The sequence below is a fragment of the Helicobacter bilis genome (genome assembly GCF_001999985.1).
Classification (GTDB): Bacteria; Campylobacterota; Campylobacteria; order Campylobacterales; family Helicobacteraceae; genus Helicobacter_A; species Helicobacter_A rappini.
Map to the genome: position 1 here is coordinate 903,928 of NZ_CP019645.1, position 13,860 is coordinate 917,787.

Below are 13,860 nucleotides of genomic sequence, written 5' to 3' on the forward strand. Positions count from 1 at the left end.
ATTAAGCTCCTTGCTCTTCTTTTTGTTTTCTTAAATTGTCTAATCCTGTCGCAAAATACCTTGCAGGTGCTGTCCATACAGACAACAACATACCAATCAATTCATCTTTGCTTGGTAGTTTAGATACTGCAGTGATATGCTTAGAATCTACAATCTCGCCATCAAAATAGCCAAATTTAACGCTAAATTTTTCGCTATTTGCTTCTTGAAATTTACATACAACTTTTGATAAAGAAATCTGATCGTTAGACCAAATATAAATATTTGTATCTTTGAGTTCAGCTTCTTTATAACCTGCTTGTTTCAATGCAATATTTGCAAGCTTATTTTTAATAACCTGCACACAAATATCAGAATCTTTAGAGCTTCTGCGTAAAGACTCTAATTGCTTTACTTGCAATCCTTTATAATCACAAATAATCATTGCACTAGCATTTTTAAAGCTTTCGCTTAAATTTGCCACAAGCTGCGCTTTCTCTTCTCTTGTCATGCTTCCTCCTTTCAGCCTTCAAACTTATACGGGGTAATTTTTAAGCTTCACGCCCCAGTAGTCTCTAGCCCAAGATAAAGATAAAAAGATTCTAGAATCTTTATTTTACTTCCCTGCTATTTTACATCCATAAGTTCTTGTGAATCCACTTTAACTGATGGACTCATCGTCAGAGAAAGGTTACTTGACTTAATATATTTGCCTTTCGCAGTGCTTGGCTTTAACCTATTGATAGTTTTTACAAACTCAACTAAATTATCAAGCAACTTATTATTATCAAAACTTGCCTTACCAATGGGGCTATGAATGTTTCCTTTTTTATCAACACGGAAATTTACTTGTCCGCTTTTTGCATTTGCAACAGCTTTTGCTACATCAGCAGTAACCGTGCCTGTCTTTGGATTTGGCATGATACCTTTTGGTCCCAATATTCTACCAACTTTACCAACAAGCGGCATCATATCAGGTGTGGCAATCACCATATCAAAATCTATATTTCCGCCCTTAATCTGTTCTGCCAAATCTTCATCGCCAACCACATCAGCACCAGCTTTTCGTGCCTCATCAGCTTTTAAATCCTTTGCAAACACTGCAACTCTTACCTTTTTGCCCGTGCCACGTGGCAATACAACTGCACCGCGGATCATTTGATCGGCATGACGCGGATCAACACCAAGTCGCAATGCAACCTCCACAGTTTCATCGAATTTTGCAGAAGCAAGGGATTTTACCGCATTTATCGCAGATTCCATATCGTAAGTTTTATCACAATCAATTTTTTGAGATAAAGCTTGTAATCTTTTTGACATTTTTTTCTTCATTATGATTCTCCAAAAATTAATCTACTATTTCAACGCCCATGCTTCTAGCACTACCCGCAACTATCTTTTTTGCCTCTTCAATGTCAGTCGTATTTAAATCTTCCATTTTTGTTTTTGCAATCTCTTCAAGTTGAGATTGTGTAAGCTTACCAATTTTATTTTTCAAAGGATTATCAGAACCCTTTGTCAATTTAGCAACATTCTTAATCAAATCTGTTACAGGTGGCTTTTTAGTAACAAATGTAAAGCTTTTATCTTGATACACCGTGATGATAACGGGGATATTAAAATTACCCATATCCTTTGTTTTCTCATTAAAAGCTTTACAAAATTCCATAATATTAACGCCCCTTTGTCCAAGAGCTGGACCCACTGGAGGAGATGGATTTGCTTTGCCAGCTGGAATCTGCAATTTTAATTCGCCAACAATCTTTTTTGCCATTGTCTATCCTTATTTAAAAAATGTTAAAGAATTTTTTCAACTTGCACATCATTAATCTCTGTGAGAGTATTACGACCAAAAATAGAAACATTAAGCTTTAATTTCTTAGTTTTTATATCATAACTCTCAACGACACCAGTGAAGTTAGCAAAAGGTCCATCTGTGATTAAGACAGACTCGCCGGTAGCAAATGAAACTTTAGGGCGAGGTGCAGGTCTATTCTCAATCTTATCTAAAATATTTTGAATATCTGCTTCACTTAAAGGCGTGGGCTTTTTGCTCTCTCCAATGAATCTACCAACTCTTGGTAATGACTGAATCATATGCCAAAGCTCCGTATCCAAGTTAATATATACAAACACATATCCCGGATAGATACTTCTTTGCACCGTCTTTTTCTTCTTATCTTTAATTTCAAAAACATCTTCAGTAGGAACAACTATGTTTTTCAAACGATGGGAAGCATTATTCTGCTCAATAAGATTCTCTATAGCCTTTTTTACAGACTGCTCACTTCCCGAATATGTTTGTATTGCATACCATTGAAATTCCATTAGCTATTCCTTAATTTACCAACAATTCCTAAGATACTATACGCGAAATCGTATAATGGAAAAAGACATCGATAACCGCCAGAAACAAGGCAATTACAGAAACAACAATAATCACAGAAACAAATGCAGTCCGCACTTGCTCTTTTGTTGGAAAGATAACTTTTCCCAACTCATCTTTAGATTCTTTATAATATTTTTTTATCTTCACTATAAAAACCTTGATACCAAATCTATAATGGCAGGCCAGGAAGGACTCGAACCCTCAACACTCGGTTTTGGAGACCGATGCTCTAACCATTGGAGCTACTGACCTTCCCAAACAAATACTAGAAATTCAAACGATCCCTATGCCTCACAGAATGCGAGACACAACATACAATTTTGTAGAATGAAATCAGCTTGTTTTAAGCTTTACTTCTTTATGTATTGTATGTTTATTTAATCTTGGGCAGAACTTTTTAAGCTCCAGTTTTTCTGTATTTGTTTTTGCATTCTTTGTAGTGCTATAATTAATATCACCACACTCAGAACACTTCAATCCAACTTTAACCAAATTACCCTTTGCCATAACTTTTCCTATTCAATGATTTTTGTTACAGCACCAGCACCAACTGTTCTACCACCCTCGCGGATAGCAAATCTTGTCCCAAGCTCTAATGCAATAGGATTCAATAATTCAACAGTGATTTTAACATTATCACCCGGCATTACAAGTTCAGTGCCTTCTGGTAAAATAATCGCACCTGTAACATCTGTTGTTCGCACATAGAATTGCGGACGATAGTTGTTATGGAATGGTGTATGTCTTCCGCCTTCATCTTTTGTAAGAACATAGATTTCAGCTTCAAACTTTTTATGTGGAGTGATTGAGCCGGGCTTACAAAGCACCATACCCCTTTCTACTTCCTCTTTCTTAGTTCCACGCAAAAGCACACCGACATTATCGCCAGCCTCACCTTGATCCATTTCTTTACGGAACATTTCAACACCTGTAACAGTAGTTTTCTGTGTATCACGGATTCCCACGATTTCAACTTCATCACCTACTTTTACAACGCCTCTTTCAATTCTACCTGTAACAACCGTTCCACGACCAGCGATAGAGAACACATCTTCAACAGGCATAAGGAAAGTTTTATCAACATCTCTTTTTGGTGTAGGAATGTAGCTATCAACAGCAGCCATAAGATCTAGAATCTTTTGTCCCCATTCACCAACCGTTCCAGCTTTTGCCTCTTCAAGCGCTTTTAGTGCAGACCCACCAACGATAGGTGTATCATCACCCGGGAATTCATACTCATTTAATAAATCCCTTACTTCCATTTCTACTAACTCAAGCAATTCAGGGTCATCAAGCATATCTTGCTTATTCAAAAATACAACAATATATGGAACACCTACTTGTCTTGAAAGTAGAATATGCTCTCTTGTCTGTGGCATAGGACCATCAGATGCAGACACAACCAAAATCGCACCATCCATTTGTGCAGCACCTGTAATCATGTTTTTTACATAGTCCGCGTGTCCGGGGCAATCCACATGCGCATAGTGTCTGTTTTCTGTCTCATACTCAATATGAGAAGTAGCGATTGTAATACCTCTTTCTTTCTCTTCTGGTGCGTTGTCAATATTGTCATAATCTTTAAGCTCCGCAAGACCCTTAGTTGCCAATACAGCAGAGATGGCAGCACTCAAAGTTGTTTTACCATGATCGACATGCCCAATAGTTCCCACATTCACATGCGGCTTACTTCTGTTAAATTTCTCTTTAGCCATAGCTATCTCCTAAAATAAAATTAAACACGACTATTGAATAAAAATTCAAAACCAACGAAAAACTGGAGCCCATAAGCGGGATTGAACCGCCGACCTCTTCCTTACCAAGGAAGTGCTCTGCCACTGAGCTATATGGGCAAAAATAAAAAACTATAAATAATTACATAATAGATTTAAAACGAGAACTAGCAGGAAACAAAAGCGTTTAGAAAAAATCCTAAAATAACTAAGTTTTCAGCTCCCAGTCGTTAATAAATCGAAATAATCTATTCACACAAATGGAGCGGGAAACGGGGCTCGAACCCGCGACCCTCAGCTTGGAAGGCTGATGCTCTAGCCAACTGAGCTATTCCCGCAAACAAAAAACAATGGTGGTGAGTCGTGGATTCGAACCACGGAAGACATAGTCAGCAGATTTACAGTCTGCCCTCGTTGGCCACTTGAGTAACTCACCACAAATGCTAAAAAACTGGTCAAACACTGATGTTTTATTTAAAGTCAAAATAACTAAACTTAAAAATATTAGAGTTTGATTAAAACAATGGAGCTGGTTAAGGGACTCGAACCCCCGGCCTGCTGCTTACAAGGCAGCTGCTCTACCAACTGAGCTAAACCAGCAAAACATAACAGAAACATCAATAGTTCAGTTGAATGCTAATAGAAATGAAAAATAAAGACTGAACTATACCTTAATTTTTTAATCTTGTCAATACTTAAAACAATATTTTCTCAATTTTATTAAAAATAAGGTGATATATGTCAAATAACTCGCACACTCATGTGTCAAAATCAAACTCTACTGAATTTGAATATATAACAATATGTTTCATCATAGCTTATGACACAATGATTTTGCAACTAATCACGCGGATAACGCAAAACAATACGACCTTTATCAAGGCTATATGGTGTTAATTCTATTTGCACATTATCGCCGGGTAGAATCTTGATATTGTGCATACGCATTTTGCCAGAAATATGACAAAGCACTATGTGTTTATTTTCTAACTCTACTCTAAATGTCGTGCTAGGCAATGCCTCTATTACTTTACCATCTACTTTAATTACATCATCTTTTGCCATTTATAACTCCGTTAAAATTCTTGCCTTTCCATCAATGATTGCGATTGTGTGCTCATGATGAGAAGTGTTTAAGCCATCTTTGCTTACAACAGACCATTTATCATCTAAAATGACGGGTTCGCCATTTTTTTGACATACCATAGGCTCAAGGCAGAATACCATGCCATTTTTTACCTTAGGACCGCCCATTTTGACACCATCTTCTAAATAGTTTGGGATACTTGGCTCTTCATGTGGCTTTGTGCCTATGCCATGTCCGCAGAATCCAAGCAAAGGCACAAAGCCCATGCCCTCGATATTTTCCTGTAAAATGGCACTAATCTCTTTAAATCGCATACCAGCTTTTATGGAATCTATTGTATTATAAAGTGTGCGTAAGGAACACTCCATAAGCTTTGTATCCTTATCGCTTACCTTGCCTACACCAATAGTAATTGCTCCATCGCCATAATAATTTTTATATTTCGTGCCAATATCAATGCCAACGATATCGCCCTGTCTTAAGCGATAATCAGTTGGAATGCCATGTATAATCACTTGATTCACAGATATACATGCCGCATTAGGAAAGCCATATAATCCTTTAAAGCTTGGCAATGATTCTAATGATAGAATCTTATCTTCGATTGCCTTGTCAAGCTCTAAAAGACTAATCCCCTCACTTACTATCGTTTTAGCATAATCAAGCGTTAGGGCAACCACTTTGTTTGCTTGTGCTAGTAATGCTAATTCATTTTTATTTCTTGTCGCAATACTCATAGTAAGCTTAGATTCCCACCGCACTTAATGTTTGATACTTGCTTGTATAGAGCTGTGCCTCAATCTTTCTCATTGTATCAATAGCAACTTGAACTACAATCAATACAGAAGTCCCACCAAACACAAAATGCACCCCTATACCTTTTAATAGAATCCACGGAATAGTAGAAATAATCGCAAGATATAAAGCACCCCAGAATGTTAAATGCCCTGCTACCTTATTGAGATAACTTGCGGTATTCTCTCCGGGTCTTAGGCCGGGTATATAGCCATTTTGTCGCTTGAGATTATCTGCTATATCTTTTGCGTTAAATACGATTGAAGAGTAAAAATACGCAAAAAAGATAATAAAGATAAACATAAGGATATTATAAAAATACGATGATGGGCTTATATAATCTGCAATTATAACAAGCCACGAGTCGCTATTTGCTTGATTTTCTGCAACCTGTTTTCCTGCAAATTGCTGCAATATGGTTGATGGAAAAACAAGCAGGGCTGAAGCAAAAATAGGTGGAATAACACCGCTTAAATTTATCTTAATTGGAATGTAGTTCATAATCCGCTTATGCTGATTTTGCATGATGACTTTACGCGCATAAGAGATAGGCACTCTTCTTTCACCAAGCTCAACATAAATAATAACAAACACGGTAATAAGGATAACTGCCAATACAAGTAATAGTTGGAATGTGCTTTTTTCATTCTCGCTTACCGCACTAAACTCCGCACCAATCGCACCCGGAATCCCAGATACAATCCCAGCAAAAATGATAAGGCTTATACCATTACCCACGCCTCTTTGTGTAATCTGCTCTCCTATCCACATAAGAAGCATTGTCCCAGCAAGCATAGAAATGACCGCAATAGATACAAATAAAGTCATATTGTGCAGCATAATAGCACTACCACCATCAATACTTTGCAAACCATAAGAAACGCTAATTGCCTGCACAATTGTAATAAATATCGTAAGATAGCGGATAATCTGCATATACTGCTGCATACCATCTCTCTCTTTTTTCATCTTGCCGATATTTGCAAAAGTCGCTGATAAAAGCTCCATGATAATTGATGCGGTGATATAAGGCATGATACCAAGAGAGATAATACTAACGCGTTCCAACGCATTACCGCTAAACATATTAAAAAGTCCAAGCGCATTGCTTGCATTGCTATCAAAAATGCGTTTTAACACTTCAGCATCAACGCCGGGAACAGGAACATAAGATAGCATTCTATAAGCAAATAAGAATGCTAGAGTAATAAGAATTTTATTGAGAATACTTTTATTCATTAAGCTTGTCCAGTTACTACAACACTTTCATCGCTGATTTTAGATTTTAGATTCTTTGCACCTGCCCCAATAAGCTTTACTTTTGTAACATATTTTGGGATTGTGTAGATCGAGCGTAAAGTCTCAAGGTTTATAGAATCTAGTGTTGCAACTTTTTTTTGTTTTTCAACATTAATAACAAAAGGCTTTTCCACATGTGAGTTAAAACCAACTTTTGGCAATCTTCTTTGTAATGGTTGCTGTCCGCCCTCAAAGCCTCTTTTTGCTTTATAACCTGTTCTTGCAGTTTGCCCTTTACCACCACGAGTAGAAGTTTTACCCATGCCAGAACCCTGCCCTCGCCCTACTCTTTTAATGTCTTTTGTGCTATTCTCAGCGGGTTTAATTTTTTCTAACATACTTTCTCCTTACGCCTTGATTCTAACAAGCGCATCAATAGTCGCACGCACTACATTGTATGGATTATTAGAGCCAAGCGATTTTGTCAAAATATCTTTGATACCAGCAAGCTCTATAACAGGACGAGCGCTTCCACCAGCAATAACACCAGTTCCCTCGCTTGCAGGCTTTAATAGAATCTTGCTTGCATTATATTTATGCTCAATATCATGTGCTATTGTTGTGCCTTTAATATTGACTTGCACGATATTTTTAAACGCATCATCAATTGCTTTTTTAATCGCATCGGGGACTTCTTTGGCTTTGCCTAAACCAAAGCCCACTAACCCATTACGATTACCAACAACAACAAGAGCATTAAAGCGGAATCTTCTACCACCTTTTACAACTTTTGTTACACGTCCTATATTTACCACAACTTCACTAAATTCTTCTCTATTGATTTCCACTTGTCTCTCCTTATAGAGCTATGCCATTATTTCTTAAGCCATCAGCAAATGCAGCAACTACACCATGATATAAATATCCATTTCTATCAAACACAACTGCATCAATATTTTTTGCTTTTAAAAGCTTTGCAAATTCAGCACCCATTTTATTTGTGTCTTCTTTTGTATTGCCAACTTTTAATACTCTGCTATCAATAGCTGCGATTGTATGCCCTTTGCTATCATCAATAGCTTGTGCGTAAAAATGTTTATTTGAACGGAATACACTTACTCGTGGCTTTGTCGCACTTCCATTGCATTGAGAACGGATACGCTTTTTACATTTTTCTCTTAGAATCTTTTTTTTCTCTAAAACTTTAGCTGTCATATTCTCACCTTATTATTTTTTAGAAGTTTTTCCTGCTTTACGCAATATCACTTCATCGCTGTATTTCACACCCTTACCTTTATATGGTTCTGGTGGTCTAAACTCTCTAATCTCTGCGGCAATTTGTCCAATTTGCTGTTTATCACTTCCTTTAATGGTAATGGTATTTTTTTCAACACCAATTTCAACATTTTCAGGGATAGGATACTTAATTGGGTGAGAGAATCCAAGTGCTAACTCTAGAGTCTTGCCGCTTACATTTGCCTTATAACCTACACCATTAATCTCAAGTGTTTTTGTAAAGCCTTCATGCAAACCTACAACAATATTGTTTGCTAACGCACGATAAGTTCCCCAAAATGCACGAGATTGTGGCATATCGTCTAATAGTGAAAAAGATAATTGCTTATCTTCAAGCTTAATGCCAACTCTACCATGCGTCTCAAGCTCTTTGCTCTCTTTCTTGCCTTTGAAAATGATTTTACTATTATCAACCTTTACTTCAATACCATCTGGGATACTGATAGGCTTCTTACCAATTCTTGACATTTCTACTCCTACCAAATACTGCAGAGGGCTTCGCCTCCAACATTTGTTTTATAAGCTTCATCATTTGCGATTACACCTTTGCTTGTGCTAACAACGATGATTCCATAACCATTTTTGAATCTTTTTAATTCCTTAGAAGTTTTATACACTCTTCTTCCAGGCTTACTGATACGAGTGATTTCATTAATCACAGAAACACCAGAATCATCATAAGCAAGTTGCACGAAAATGCTTTGTTTGCCATCTTTATCATTGATTTTGTAATCTTTAATAAAGCCTCTTTGCTTAAAAACTTCCATAATACTTGCAACAATTTTTGCATAATATAATTCAGTGCTATCAAGCTTTCTCATTGCTGCATTTCTAATCCGCGTAAGAGAATCTGCAATAATATCATTGACCATCTTTATCTCCTTACCAGCTTGCTTTTCTTAAACCGGGGATTAATCCCTCATTGCCCATTTTTCTTAAACACACGCGACACAAAGAAAAATCACGATACACAGAATGTGGTCTGCCACATACTTGACAACGCGTATATTTGCGAACACTAAATTTTGCTTTTCTCTTTGCTTTTGCTATCATAGATTTCTTTGCCATAAATTATCTCCCTTTTGCAAACGGCATACCAAGTAATTCTAAAAGCTTAAAGGCTTCTTTATCATCATCTGTGCTTGTTACAATCGTAATATTCATACCATGCGTAACCATAATATCATCATAAACAACTTCAGGAAACATAAGCTGCTCGTTTAAACCAAAGCTATAATTACCACGACCATCAAAGCCATTGCGAGGTATCCCTCTAAAGTCTTTCACTCTTGGCAATGCAATAACGATGAGTTTTTCTAAAAAGTTATACATCATATTGCCACGCAAAGTAACTTTTACACCCATTGGCATACCTTCACGCATTTTAAAACCTGCAACAGATTTTTTTGCCTTTGTGATAATTGCCTTTTGCCCTGCAATCAAAGAGATAGTATCAGCAATGTTTTGCATAATCTTTGCCTCTTTAGCATACTCACCAGCACCTACGCTAATCACAATCTTTTCTAACTTTGGTAAAAGCATAGGATTCTTAATATCTAACGCTTTTTTAAGCTCTTCTCTAATCTCATTTTTATATCGTTCTTTTAAAGCATACATATTTCACTCCTATGATTTTTTTACATTAGAAATATGTATAGGCATTTCTTTTGCAACAAAACCACCTTTTTTATTATCATCTGTTGGCTTTACTGCCTTTTTTGCCACTTTACAATCTTTAACAATCAAAGTATTTTTCTTTGGGAACACGGCAAGAACTTCACCGCTTTTACCCTTGTCATCACCAGCGATAATTGTTACCATATCGCCCTTTTTAATCTTTACCTTATTCACTATAATACCTCCGGAGCTAACGATACTATCTTCATAAAATTCGCATATCGCACTTCTCTACTAACTGGACCAAAAATACGAGTGCCAATTGGCTCTCTTTTTGCATCAAGCAATACTGCCGCATTATCATCAAAACGCACAAGAGAGCCATTGTCTCTGTGAATCTCTTTTTTTGTGCGGACAACAACAGCTTTTAACACTTGCCCTTTTTTTACCTTGCCATTTGGGATAGCCTTTTTAACAGACACCACAATAACATCACCTACGCTTGCATACCGCTTATGGCTACCGCCTAAAACTTTGATACACATAACCTCTTTTGCACCGCTATTGTCAGCAACGCTTAGTCTTGTAAAACTCTGTATCATTCTGACACTCCTACTACTACAATATCTTTCAATGTGAAGGCTTTATGTTTAGAGATAGGCTTACACTCAATCGCACTTACCACATCACCAACCTTTGCTTTATGCTCTTCATCATGAATGATATATTTTTTGAATCTTTTTACGATTTTGCGGTATTTTGGATGCACAACTTTTCGTTCTACTAAAATAACCGCACTTTTATTACCCGCAATACTTACGACCTTGCCTTGTATTACTCTTTTGTGTGCTTGCTTTTCACTCATAAACAATCCCTTAATTATTTTCTTCTAAATTGAGTTTAGCTGATATTGCTGTCGCAATACGCGCAATATCTTTACGCACAACGCTAATTTCGCTAGGCTTAGTTAGCTGTGCTGTTTTTAGCTTTATTCTCAAGGTAAATAACTCTGTTTTCTTATCTTTCAATAATTGCCTTAATTCTGGCAAATCCTTATCTTTCAAATCAGTATATTTCATTTTCACTCTCGCTCGTTACAATTTTTGTTTTAAATGGTAATTTACTTTGTGCTAATGCAAGCGCATCGCGTGCTGTTGCCTCATCAATACCAATCATCTCATAGATAATACGACCGGGCTTAATATTCATAACCCATTTTTCAACACTACCCTTACCTTTACCCATTCTCACTTCAAGTGGCTTTGCAGTTAAAGGCTTATCTGGGAAAACTCGTATCCATACCTTACCTGCCCTTTTTACATGGCGAGTCATAGCAATCCTTGCAGATTCTATCTGTCTTGAATCTATTCTGCCATGCTCTAGGGCTTTGATACCAATATCGCCAAATGCAAGGGCATTACCGCGATGAGATTTACCGCGATTTCTGCCTTTCATCTGCTTTCTATATTTTGTCCTTTTTGGCATTAACATAATCTATCTCCTTTTAGCTTTCGTGCGAGAATCTTTTGATTCTTCTCTTTCAGTCTGGATACCCTTTTGTAAAACTTCGCCTTTAAAGATCCAAACTTTTACACCAATGATTCCATAAGTCGTTGCCGCTTCAGCAAAACCATAATCAATTTTTGCACGCAGTGTATGCAAAGGCACTCTACCTTCCATATACCATTCTGTTCTTGCCATTTCAGCACCTGCTAAACGACCAGACACTTTTACCTTAATGCCTTTTGCACCAGACTTCATTGCTTGCTGCATAACTTTTTTCATCGCTCGTCTAAACGCAACTCTACGCTCAAGCTGCATTGCAACACTCTCTGCTGCAAGCTGTGCGTTAGCCTGCGCTCTTTTAACTTCTTTAATGTTTATAGCAACATCTTTATTGACAAGCTTTCTTAAAGTTTCTTTTACCTTTTCAATATCCGCACCTTTTTTACCGATGATTAACCCCGGCTTTGCTGCTACTACGGTTACACGAAGCTTTGTTGCCATGCGTTCAATGATAATTTCACTTACACTCGCATAATAAAGTTCTTTTTTCAAGAATTTACGAATAATGTGATCCTCGCCAATTCTCTCCGGTGTGTTTTGAGCGTTTGGAAACCATCTTGAAGTCCAATTTCTATTAATGCCTAATCTTAGTCCGATTGGATTGACTTTTTGACCCATTTACTTAACCTCACCTTTACTTTTTTTGCTTGTTTGTTTAGCTGCCTTTTTCACTGCATTTACTTCCACATATATATGTGCCATAGGCTTTCGTATAGGAGTTGCCCTGCCTCTCGCCCTTGGCATGAAACGACGCAATACCGGACCTGCATCAACCCTACACGAAGTAACTTCAGCTCCAGTAGATTCAAACCCACCATTTGCAAGTGCTGATGCCAATGTTTTATAAATAGCTTTTGCTGCCTTGTTTGGAGTAAATTCTAAACTTGCTAATGCAACTTCAGCATTCATGCCTTGCACTTGCCTTGCGATTAAACGCGCTTTCGTGGGAGATAGACGCGCATAACGCAAAATAGCTACACCACCATTTGTTTGTTTTGTATTCTGTTTTTTAGCCATTGTCATCCCTCATTACTTACCAATTTTCTTTTGGACACTGCCTTTATGCCCTTTAAAAGTTCGCGTTGGGGCAAACTCACCAAGCTTATAGCCCACATGATTCTCTGTAACATACACAGGCACAAAAGTGCGACCATTATGCACACTGAAAGTTAATCCTATCATTTCTGGTAGGATAGTGCTTCTTCTTGACCATGTTTTAATGGGCTTATTATCTTTTGCGGCTTTTGCCTTTACTACTTTCTTTTCAAGATGAGTATCTATAAAAGGACCTTTTTTAATTGATCTTGCCATATTATTTCCTTACTTCTTTCGTCTTGATATGATAAGTCTATCACTCGCTTTTTTGCGTCTTGTCTTATAGCCTTTAGCTGGCGTTCCCCAAGGCGATACAGGATGACCGCTTGAGCCAGTTTTACCCTCACCACCACCATGTGGGTGATCTACTGGGTTCATAGCACTACCACGAGTTTGTGGGCGGATACCTCTATGACGATTCCTACCTGCCTTACCGATAGATATATTTGCAAAATCTTCATTCCCTACATTACCGATTGTCGCCATACACTCTTCTAAAATGTATCGCATTTCACCACTTGGCATACGCAAGATTGTATATTTACCTTCACGCCCCATAATCTGTGCTGATGCACCAGCACTTCTTGCAATCGCACCACCTGCTTGTGGGTGTAACTCAATATTATGAACGATTGTTCCTATAGGGATATTTTTAAGCTTCATTGCAAAGCCTACTTTTACATCAAGCCCACCTTCAGCCGCGATAACCAAATCGCCAACTTTTAAGCCACTAGGCTGAATGATATAGCGTTTATCACCATCTTTATAGTTAATGAGAGCAATGCGACAATTTCTATATGGATCATACTCAATCGCTGCTACACGACCCTCAACATTAAATTTATTACGCTTGAAGTCAATGATTCTATAAAGCTTCTTTGCACCACCTTCTTTATGTCGGCTTGTGATTCTACCATTATTATTTCTACCTGCTGTTACAGGAAGTTTAACAAGAAGTTTTCTCACGCTAGGCTTTGCTGTAATATCAGCAGAGCTTAAACCTGACATAAATCTCCTACTAGGTGTATAGGGTTTATATGTTTTTACTGCCATGTTTGCTCCTT

26 protein-coding genes and 5 tRNA genes are annotated in these 13,860 nt (G+C 37.4%); all 31 read right to left on the minus strand.

All coding sequences use genetic code 11. The features are described 5' to 3' along the window. Window position 1: 1 nt before the first annotated feature. Window positions 2–490, minus strand: a complete 489-nt coding sequence (gene rplJ, locus XJ32_RS04230; protein ID WP_004086485.1) for a 50S ribosomal protein L10 — start codon at window positions 488–490, stop codon at window positions 2–4. Between the two features lie 116 nt (window positions 491–606). After that, a complete protein-coding gene (gene rplA, locus XJ32_RS04235; protein WP_077388467.1) occupies window positions 607–1,311 on the minus strand; it encodes a 50S ribosomal protein L1 in 705 nt (234 codons plus the stop codon). Window positions 1,312–1,327: 16 nt separating this feature from the next. Continuing rightward, on the minus strand, window positions 1,328–1,753 hold the full coding sequence (gene rplK, locus XJ32_RS04240) for a 50S ribosomal protein L11 (protein WP_004086482.1): 426 nt from the start codon (window positions 1,751–1,753) through the stop codon (window positions 1,328–1,330). 23 nt (window positions 1,754–1,776) lie between these two features. Next, on the minus strand, window positions 1,777–2,307 hold the full coding sequence (nusG, locus tag XJ32_RS04245) for a transcription termination/antitermination protein NusG (protein ID WP_004086480.1): 531 nt from the start codon (window positions 2,305–2,307) through the stop codon (window positions 1,777–1,779). A 28-nt stretch (window positions 2,308–2,335) separates the two neighbouring features. Continuing rightward, window positions 2,336–2,518 (minus strand): preprotein translocase subunit SecE, encoded by a 183-nt coding sequence (gene secE, locus XJ32_RS04250; RefSeq protein ID WP_027338298.1) that lies wholly within the window; start codon window positions 2,516–2,518, stop codon window positions 2,336–2,338. A 25-nt stretch (window positions 2,519–2,543) separates the two neighbouring features. Next, a tRNA-Trp gene (locus tag XJ32_RS04255) sits at window positions 2,544–2,620 on the minus strand. Between the two features lie 81 nt (window positions 2,621–2,701). Continuing rightward, entirely contained in the window at window positions 2,702–2,875 is a 174-nt protein-coding gene (gene rpmG / locus XJ32_RS04260; protein WP_004086479.1) for a 50S ribosomal protein L33, read from the minus strand. Window positions 2,876–2,883: 8 nt separating this feature from the next. Continuing rightward, entirely contained in the window at window positions 2,884–4,083 is a 1,200-nt protein-coding gene (gene tuf, locus XJ32_RS04265; RefSeq protein WP_004086477.1) for an elongation factor Tu, read from the minus strand. A gap of 63 nt (window positions 4,084–4,146) precedes the next feature. Continuing rightward, window positions 4,147–4,221, minus strand: a tRNA-Thr gene (locus tag XJ32_RS04270). Between the two features lie 141 nt (window positions 4,222–4,362). Next, window positions 4,363–4,439 (minus strand) — tRNA-Gly (locus tag XJ32_RS04275). 13 nt (window positions 4,440–4,452) lie between these two features. Next, window positions 4,453–4,537: transfer RNA gene (locus XJ32_RS04280), tRNA-Tyr, on the minus strand. Between the two features lie 88 nt (window positions 4,538–4,625). Continuing rightward, window positions 4,626–4,701, minus strand: a tRNA-Thr gene (locus XJ32_RS04285). Between the two features lie 240 nt (window positions 4,702–4,941). Beyond that, window positions 4,942–5,166 (minus strand): translation initiation factor IF-1, encoded by a 225-nt coding sequence (gene infA / locus XJ32_RS04290; protein ID WP_004086475.1) that lies wholly within the window; start codon window positions 5,164–5,166, stop codon window positions 4,942–4,944. Beyond that, window positions 5,167–5,925 (minus strand): type I methionyl aminopeptidase, encoded by a 759-nt coding sequence (map, locus tag XJ32_RS04295; RefSeq protein WP_077388468.1) that lies wholly within the window; start codon window positions 5,923–5,925, stop codon window positions 5,167–5,169. 7 nt (window positions 5,926–5,932) lie between these two features. Then, the gene (gene secY / locus XJ32_RS04300; protein ID WP_077388469.1) at window positions 5,933–7,222 is read right to left on the minus strand and encodes a preprotein translocase subunit SecY; all 1,290 of its coding nucleotides are present in this window, start codon (window positions 7,220–7,222) and stop codon (window positions 5,933–5,935) included. Then, a complete protein-coding gene (rplO, locus tag XJ32_RS04305; protein ID WP_077388470.1) occupies window positions 7,222–7,620 on the minus strand; it encodes a 50S ribosomal protein L15 in 399 nt (132 codons plus the stop codon). Before rplO ends, secY begins: the two co-directional genes overlap by 1 nt. 9 nt (window positions 7,621–7,629) lie before the next feature. Next, a complete protein-coding gene (gene rpsE, locus XJ32_RS04310) occupies window positions 7,630–8,070 on the minus strand; it encodes a 30S ribosomal protein S5 (protein WP_034565189.1) in 441 nt (146 codons plus the stop codon). Between the two features lie 10 nt (window positions 8,071–8,080). Next, window positions 8,081–8,437: a 50S ribosomal protein L18 gene (gene rplR, locus XJ32_RS04315; protein WP_004086465.1), complete on the minus strand. Its 357-nt coding sequence runs from the start codon at window positions 8,435–8,437 to the stop codon at window positions 8,081–8,083. 12 nt (window positions 8,438–8,449) lie between these two features. After that, window positions 8,450–8,986 (minus strand): 50S ribosomal protein L6, encoded by a 537-nt coding sequence (rplF, locus tag XJ32_RS04320; protein WP_004086460.1) that lies wholly within the window; start codon window positions 8,984–8,986, stop codon window positions 8,450–8,452. 8 nt (window positions 8,987–8,994) lie between these two features. Further along, window positions 8,995–9,390: a 30S ribosomal protein S8 gene (gene rpsH, locus XJ32_RS04325; protein ID WP_004086457.1), complete on the minus strand. Its 396-nt coding sequence runs from the start codon at window positions 9,388–9,390 to the stop codon at window positions 8,995–8,997. Window positions 9,391–9,400: 10 nt separating this feature from the next. Further along, on the minus strand, window positions 9,401–9,586 hold the full coding sequence (locus tag XJ32_RS11805; RefSeq protein ID WP_004086455.1) for a type Z 30S ribosomal protein S14: 186 nt from the start codon (window positions 9,584–9,586) through the stop codon (window positions 9,401–9,403). 3 nt (window positions 9,587–9,589) lie between these two features. Continuing rightward, window positions 9,590–10,135, minus strand: coding sequence for a 50S ribosomal protein L5 (gene rplE, locus XJ32_RS04330; protein ID WP_004086452.1), 546 nt, complete (start codon window positions 10,133–10,135; stop codon window positions 9,590–9,592). A 9-nt stretch (window positions 10,136–10,144) separates the two neighbouring features. After that, the gene (gene rplX / locus XJ32_RS04335; RefSeq protein ID WP_004086449.1) at window positions 10,145–10,369 is read right to left on the minus strand and encodes a 50S ribosomal protein L24; all 225 of its coding nucleotides are present in this window, start codon (window positions 10,367–10,369) and stop codon (window positions 10,145–10,147) included. After that, entirely contained in the window at window positions 10,369–10,737 is a 369-nt protein-coding gene (gene rplN, locus XJ32_RS04340) for a 50S ribosomal protein L14 (protein WP_004086448.1), read from the minus strand. The genes rplX and rplN overlap by 1 nt, the downstream gene beginning before the upstream one ends. Beyond that, window positions 10,734–11,000: a 30S ribosomal protein S17 gene (gene rpsQ, locus XJ32_RS04345; RefSeq protein ID WP_004086446.1), complete on the minus strand. Its 267-nt coding sequence runs from the start codon at window positions 10,998–11,000 to the stop codon at window positions 10,734–10,736. The genes rplN and rpsQ overlap by 4 nt, the downstream gene beginning before the upstream one ends. A gap of 10 nt (window positions 11,001–11,010) precedes the next feature. Continuing rightward, a complete protein-coding gene (rpmC, locus tag XJ32_RS04350; RefSeq protein ID WP_004086444.1) occupies window positions 11,011–11,214 on the minus strand; it encodes a 50S ribosomal protein L29 in 204 nt (67 codons plus the stop codon). After that, window positions 11,201–11,626, minus strand: coding sequence for a 50S ribosomal protein L16 (rplP, locus tag XJ32_RS04355; protein WP_004086442.1), 426 nt, complete (start codon window positions 11,624–11,626; stop codon window positions 11,201–11,203). The genes rpmC and rplP overlap by 14 nt, the downstream gene beginning before the upstream one ends. A gap of 3 nt (window positions 11,627–11,629) precedes the next feature. Further along, a complete protein-coding gene (rpsC, locus tag XJ32_RS04360) occupies window positions 11,630–12,319 on the minus strand; it encodes a 30S ribosomal protein S3 (protein ID WP_004086440.1) in 690 nt (229 codons plus the stop codon). Next, window positions 12,320–12,718 carry a 50S ribosomal protein L22 gene (gene rplV, locus XJ32_RS04365; protein ID WP_004086438.1) on the minus strand — a complete coding sequence of 133 codons (399 nt, stop codon included), beginning with the start codon at window positions 12,716–12,718 and terminating at the stop codon, window positions 12,320–12,322. Between the two features lie 12 nt (window positions 12,719–12,730). Beyond that, window positions 12,731–13,012, minus strand: coding sequence for a 30S ribosomal protein S19 (gene rpsS / locus XJ32_RS04370; protein WP_004086437.1), 282 nt, complete (start codon window positions 13,010–13,012; stop codon window positions 12,731–12,733). Between the two features lie 9 nt (window positions 13,013–13,021). Further along, window positions 13,022–13,849: a 50S ribosomal protein L2 gene (rplB, locus tag XJ32_RS04375; protein WP_004086435.1), complete on the minus strand. Its 828-nt coding sequence runs from the start codon at window positions 13,847–13,849 to the stop codon at window positions 13,022–13,024. Window positions 13,850–13,860 lie beyond the last annotated feature (11 nt).

Bases quoted from the DNA above. Each gene is read 5' to 3' on its own strand.
- rplJ (WP_004086485.1), bottom strand. From the start codon at position 490: ATGACAAGAGAAGAGAAAGCGCAGCTTGTGGCAAATTTAAGCGAAAGC.
- rplA (WP_077388467.1), bottom strand. From the start codon at position 1,311: ATGAAGAAAAAAATGTCAAAAAGATTACAAGCTTTATCTCAAAAAATT.
- rplK (WP_004086482.1), bottom strand. From the start codon at position 1,753: ATGGCAAAAAAGATTGTTGGCGAATTAAAATTGCAGATTCCAGCTGGC.
- nusG (WP_004086480.1), bottom strand. From the start codon at position 2,307: ATGGAATTTCAATGGTATGCAATACAAACATATTCGGGAAGTGAGCAG.
- rpmG (WP_004086479.1), bottom strand. From the start codon at position 2,875: ATGGCAAAGGGTAATTTGGTTAAAGTTGGATTGAAGTGTTCTGAGTGT.
- tuf (WP_004086477.1), bottom strand. From the start codon at position 4,083: ATGGCTAAAGAGAAATTTAACAGAAGTAAGCCGCATGTGAATGTGGGA.
- infA (WP_004086475.1), bottom strand. From the start codon at position 5,166: ATGGCAAAAGATGATGTAATTAAAGTAGATGGTAAAGTAATAGAGGCA.
- map (WP_077388468.1), bottom strand. From the start codon at position 5,925: ATGAGTATTGCGACAAGAAATAAAAATGAATTAGCATTACTAGCACAA.
- secY (WP_077388469.1), bottom strand. From the start codon at position 7,222: ATGAATAAAAGTATTCTCAATAAAATTCTTATTACTCTAGCATTCTTA.
- rplO (WP_077388470.1), bottom strand. From the start codon at position 7,620: ATGTTAGAAAAAATTAAACCCGCTGAGAATAGCACAAAAGACATTAAA.
- rplR (WP_004086465.1), bottom strand. From the start codon at position 8,437: ATGACAGCTAAAGTTTTAGAGAAAAAAAAGATTCTAAGAGAAAAATGT.
- rplF (WP_004086460.1), bottom strand. From the start codon at position 8,986: ATGTCAAGAATTGGTAAGAAGCCTATCAGTATCCCAGATGGTATTGAA.
- rpsH (WP_004086457.1), bottom strand. From the start codon at position 9,390: ATGGTCAATGATATTATTGCAGATTCTCTTACGCGGATTAGAAATGCA.
- XJ32_RS11805 (WP_004086455.1), bottom strand. From the start codon at position 9,586: ATGGCAAAGAAATCTATGATAGCAAAAGCAAAGAGAAAAGCAAAATTT.
- rplE (WP_004086452.1), bottom strand. From the start codon at position 10,135: ATGTATGCTTTAAAAGAACGATATAAAAATGAGATTAGAGAAGAGCTT.
- rplN (WP_004086448.1), bottom strand. From the start codon at position 10,737: ATGATACAGAGTTTTACAAGACTAAGCGTTGCTGACAATAGCGGTGCA.
- rpsQ (WP_004086446.1), bottom strand. From the start codon at position 11,000: ATGAGTGAAAAGCAAGCACACAAAAGAGTAATACAAGGCAAGGTCGTA.
- rpmC (WP_004086444.1), bottom strand. From the start codon at position 11,214: ATGAAATATACTGATTTGAAAGATAAGGATTTGCCAGAATTAAGGCAA.
- rplP (WP_004086442.1), bottom strand. From the start codon at position 11,626: ATGTTAATGCCAAAAAGGACAAAATATAGAAAGCAGATGAAAGGCAGA.
- rpsC (WP_004086440.1), bottom strand. From the start codon at position 12,319: ATGGGTCAAAAAGTCAATCCAATCGGACTAAGATTAGGCATTAATAGA.
- rplV (WP_004086438.1), bottom strand. From the start codon at position 12,718: ATGGCTAAAAAACAGAATACAAAACAAACAAATGGTGGTGTAGCTATT.
- rpsS (WP_004086437.1), bottom strand. From the start codon at position 13,012: ATGGCAAGATCAATTAAAAAAGGTCCTTTTATAGATACTCATCTTGAA.
- rplB (WP_004086435.1), bottom strand. From the start codon at position 13,849: ATGGCAGTAAAAACATATAAACCCTATACACCTAGTAGGAGATTTATG.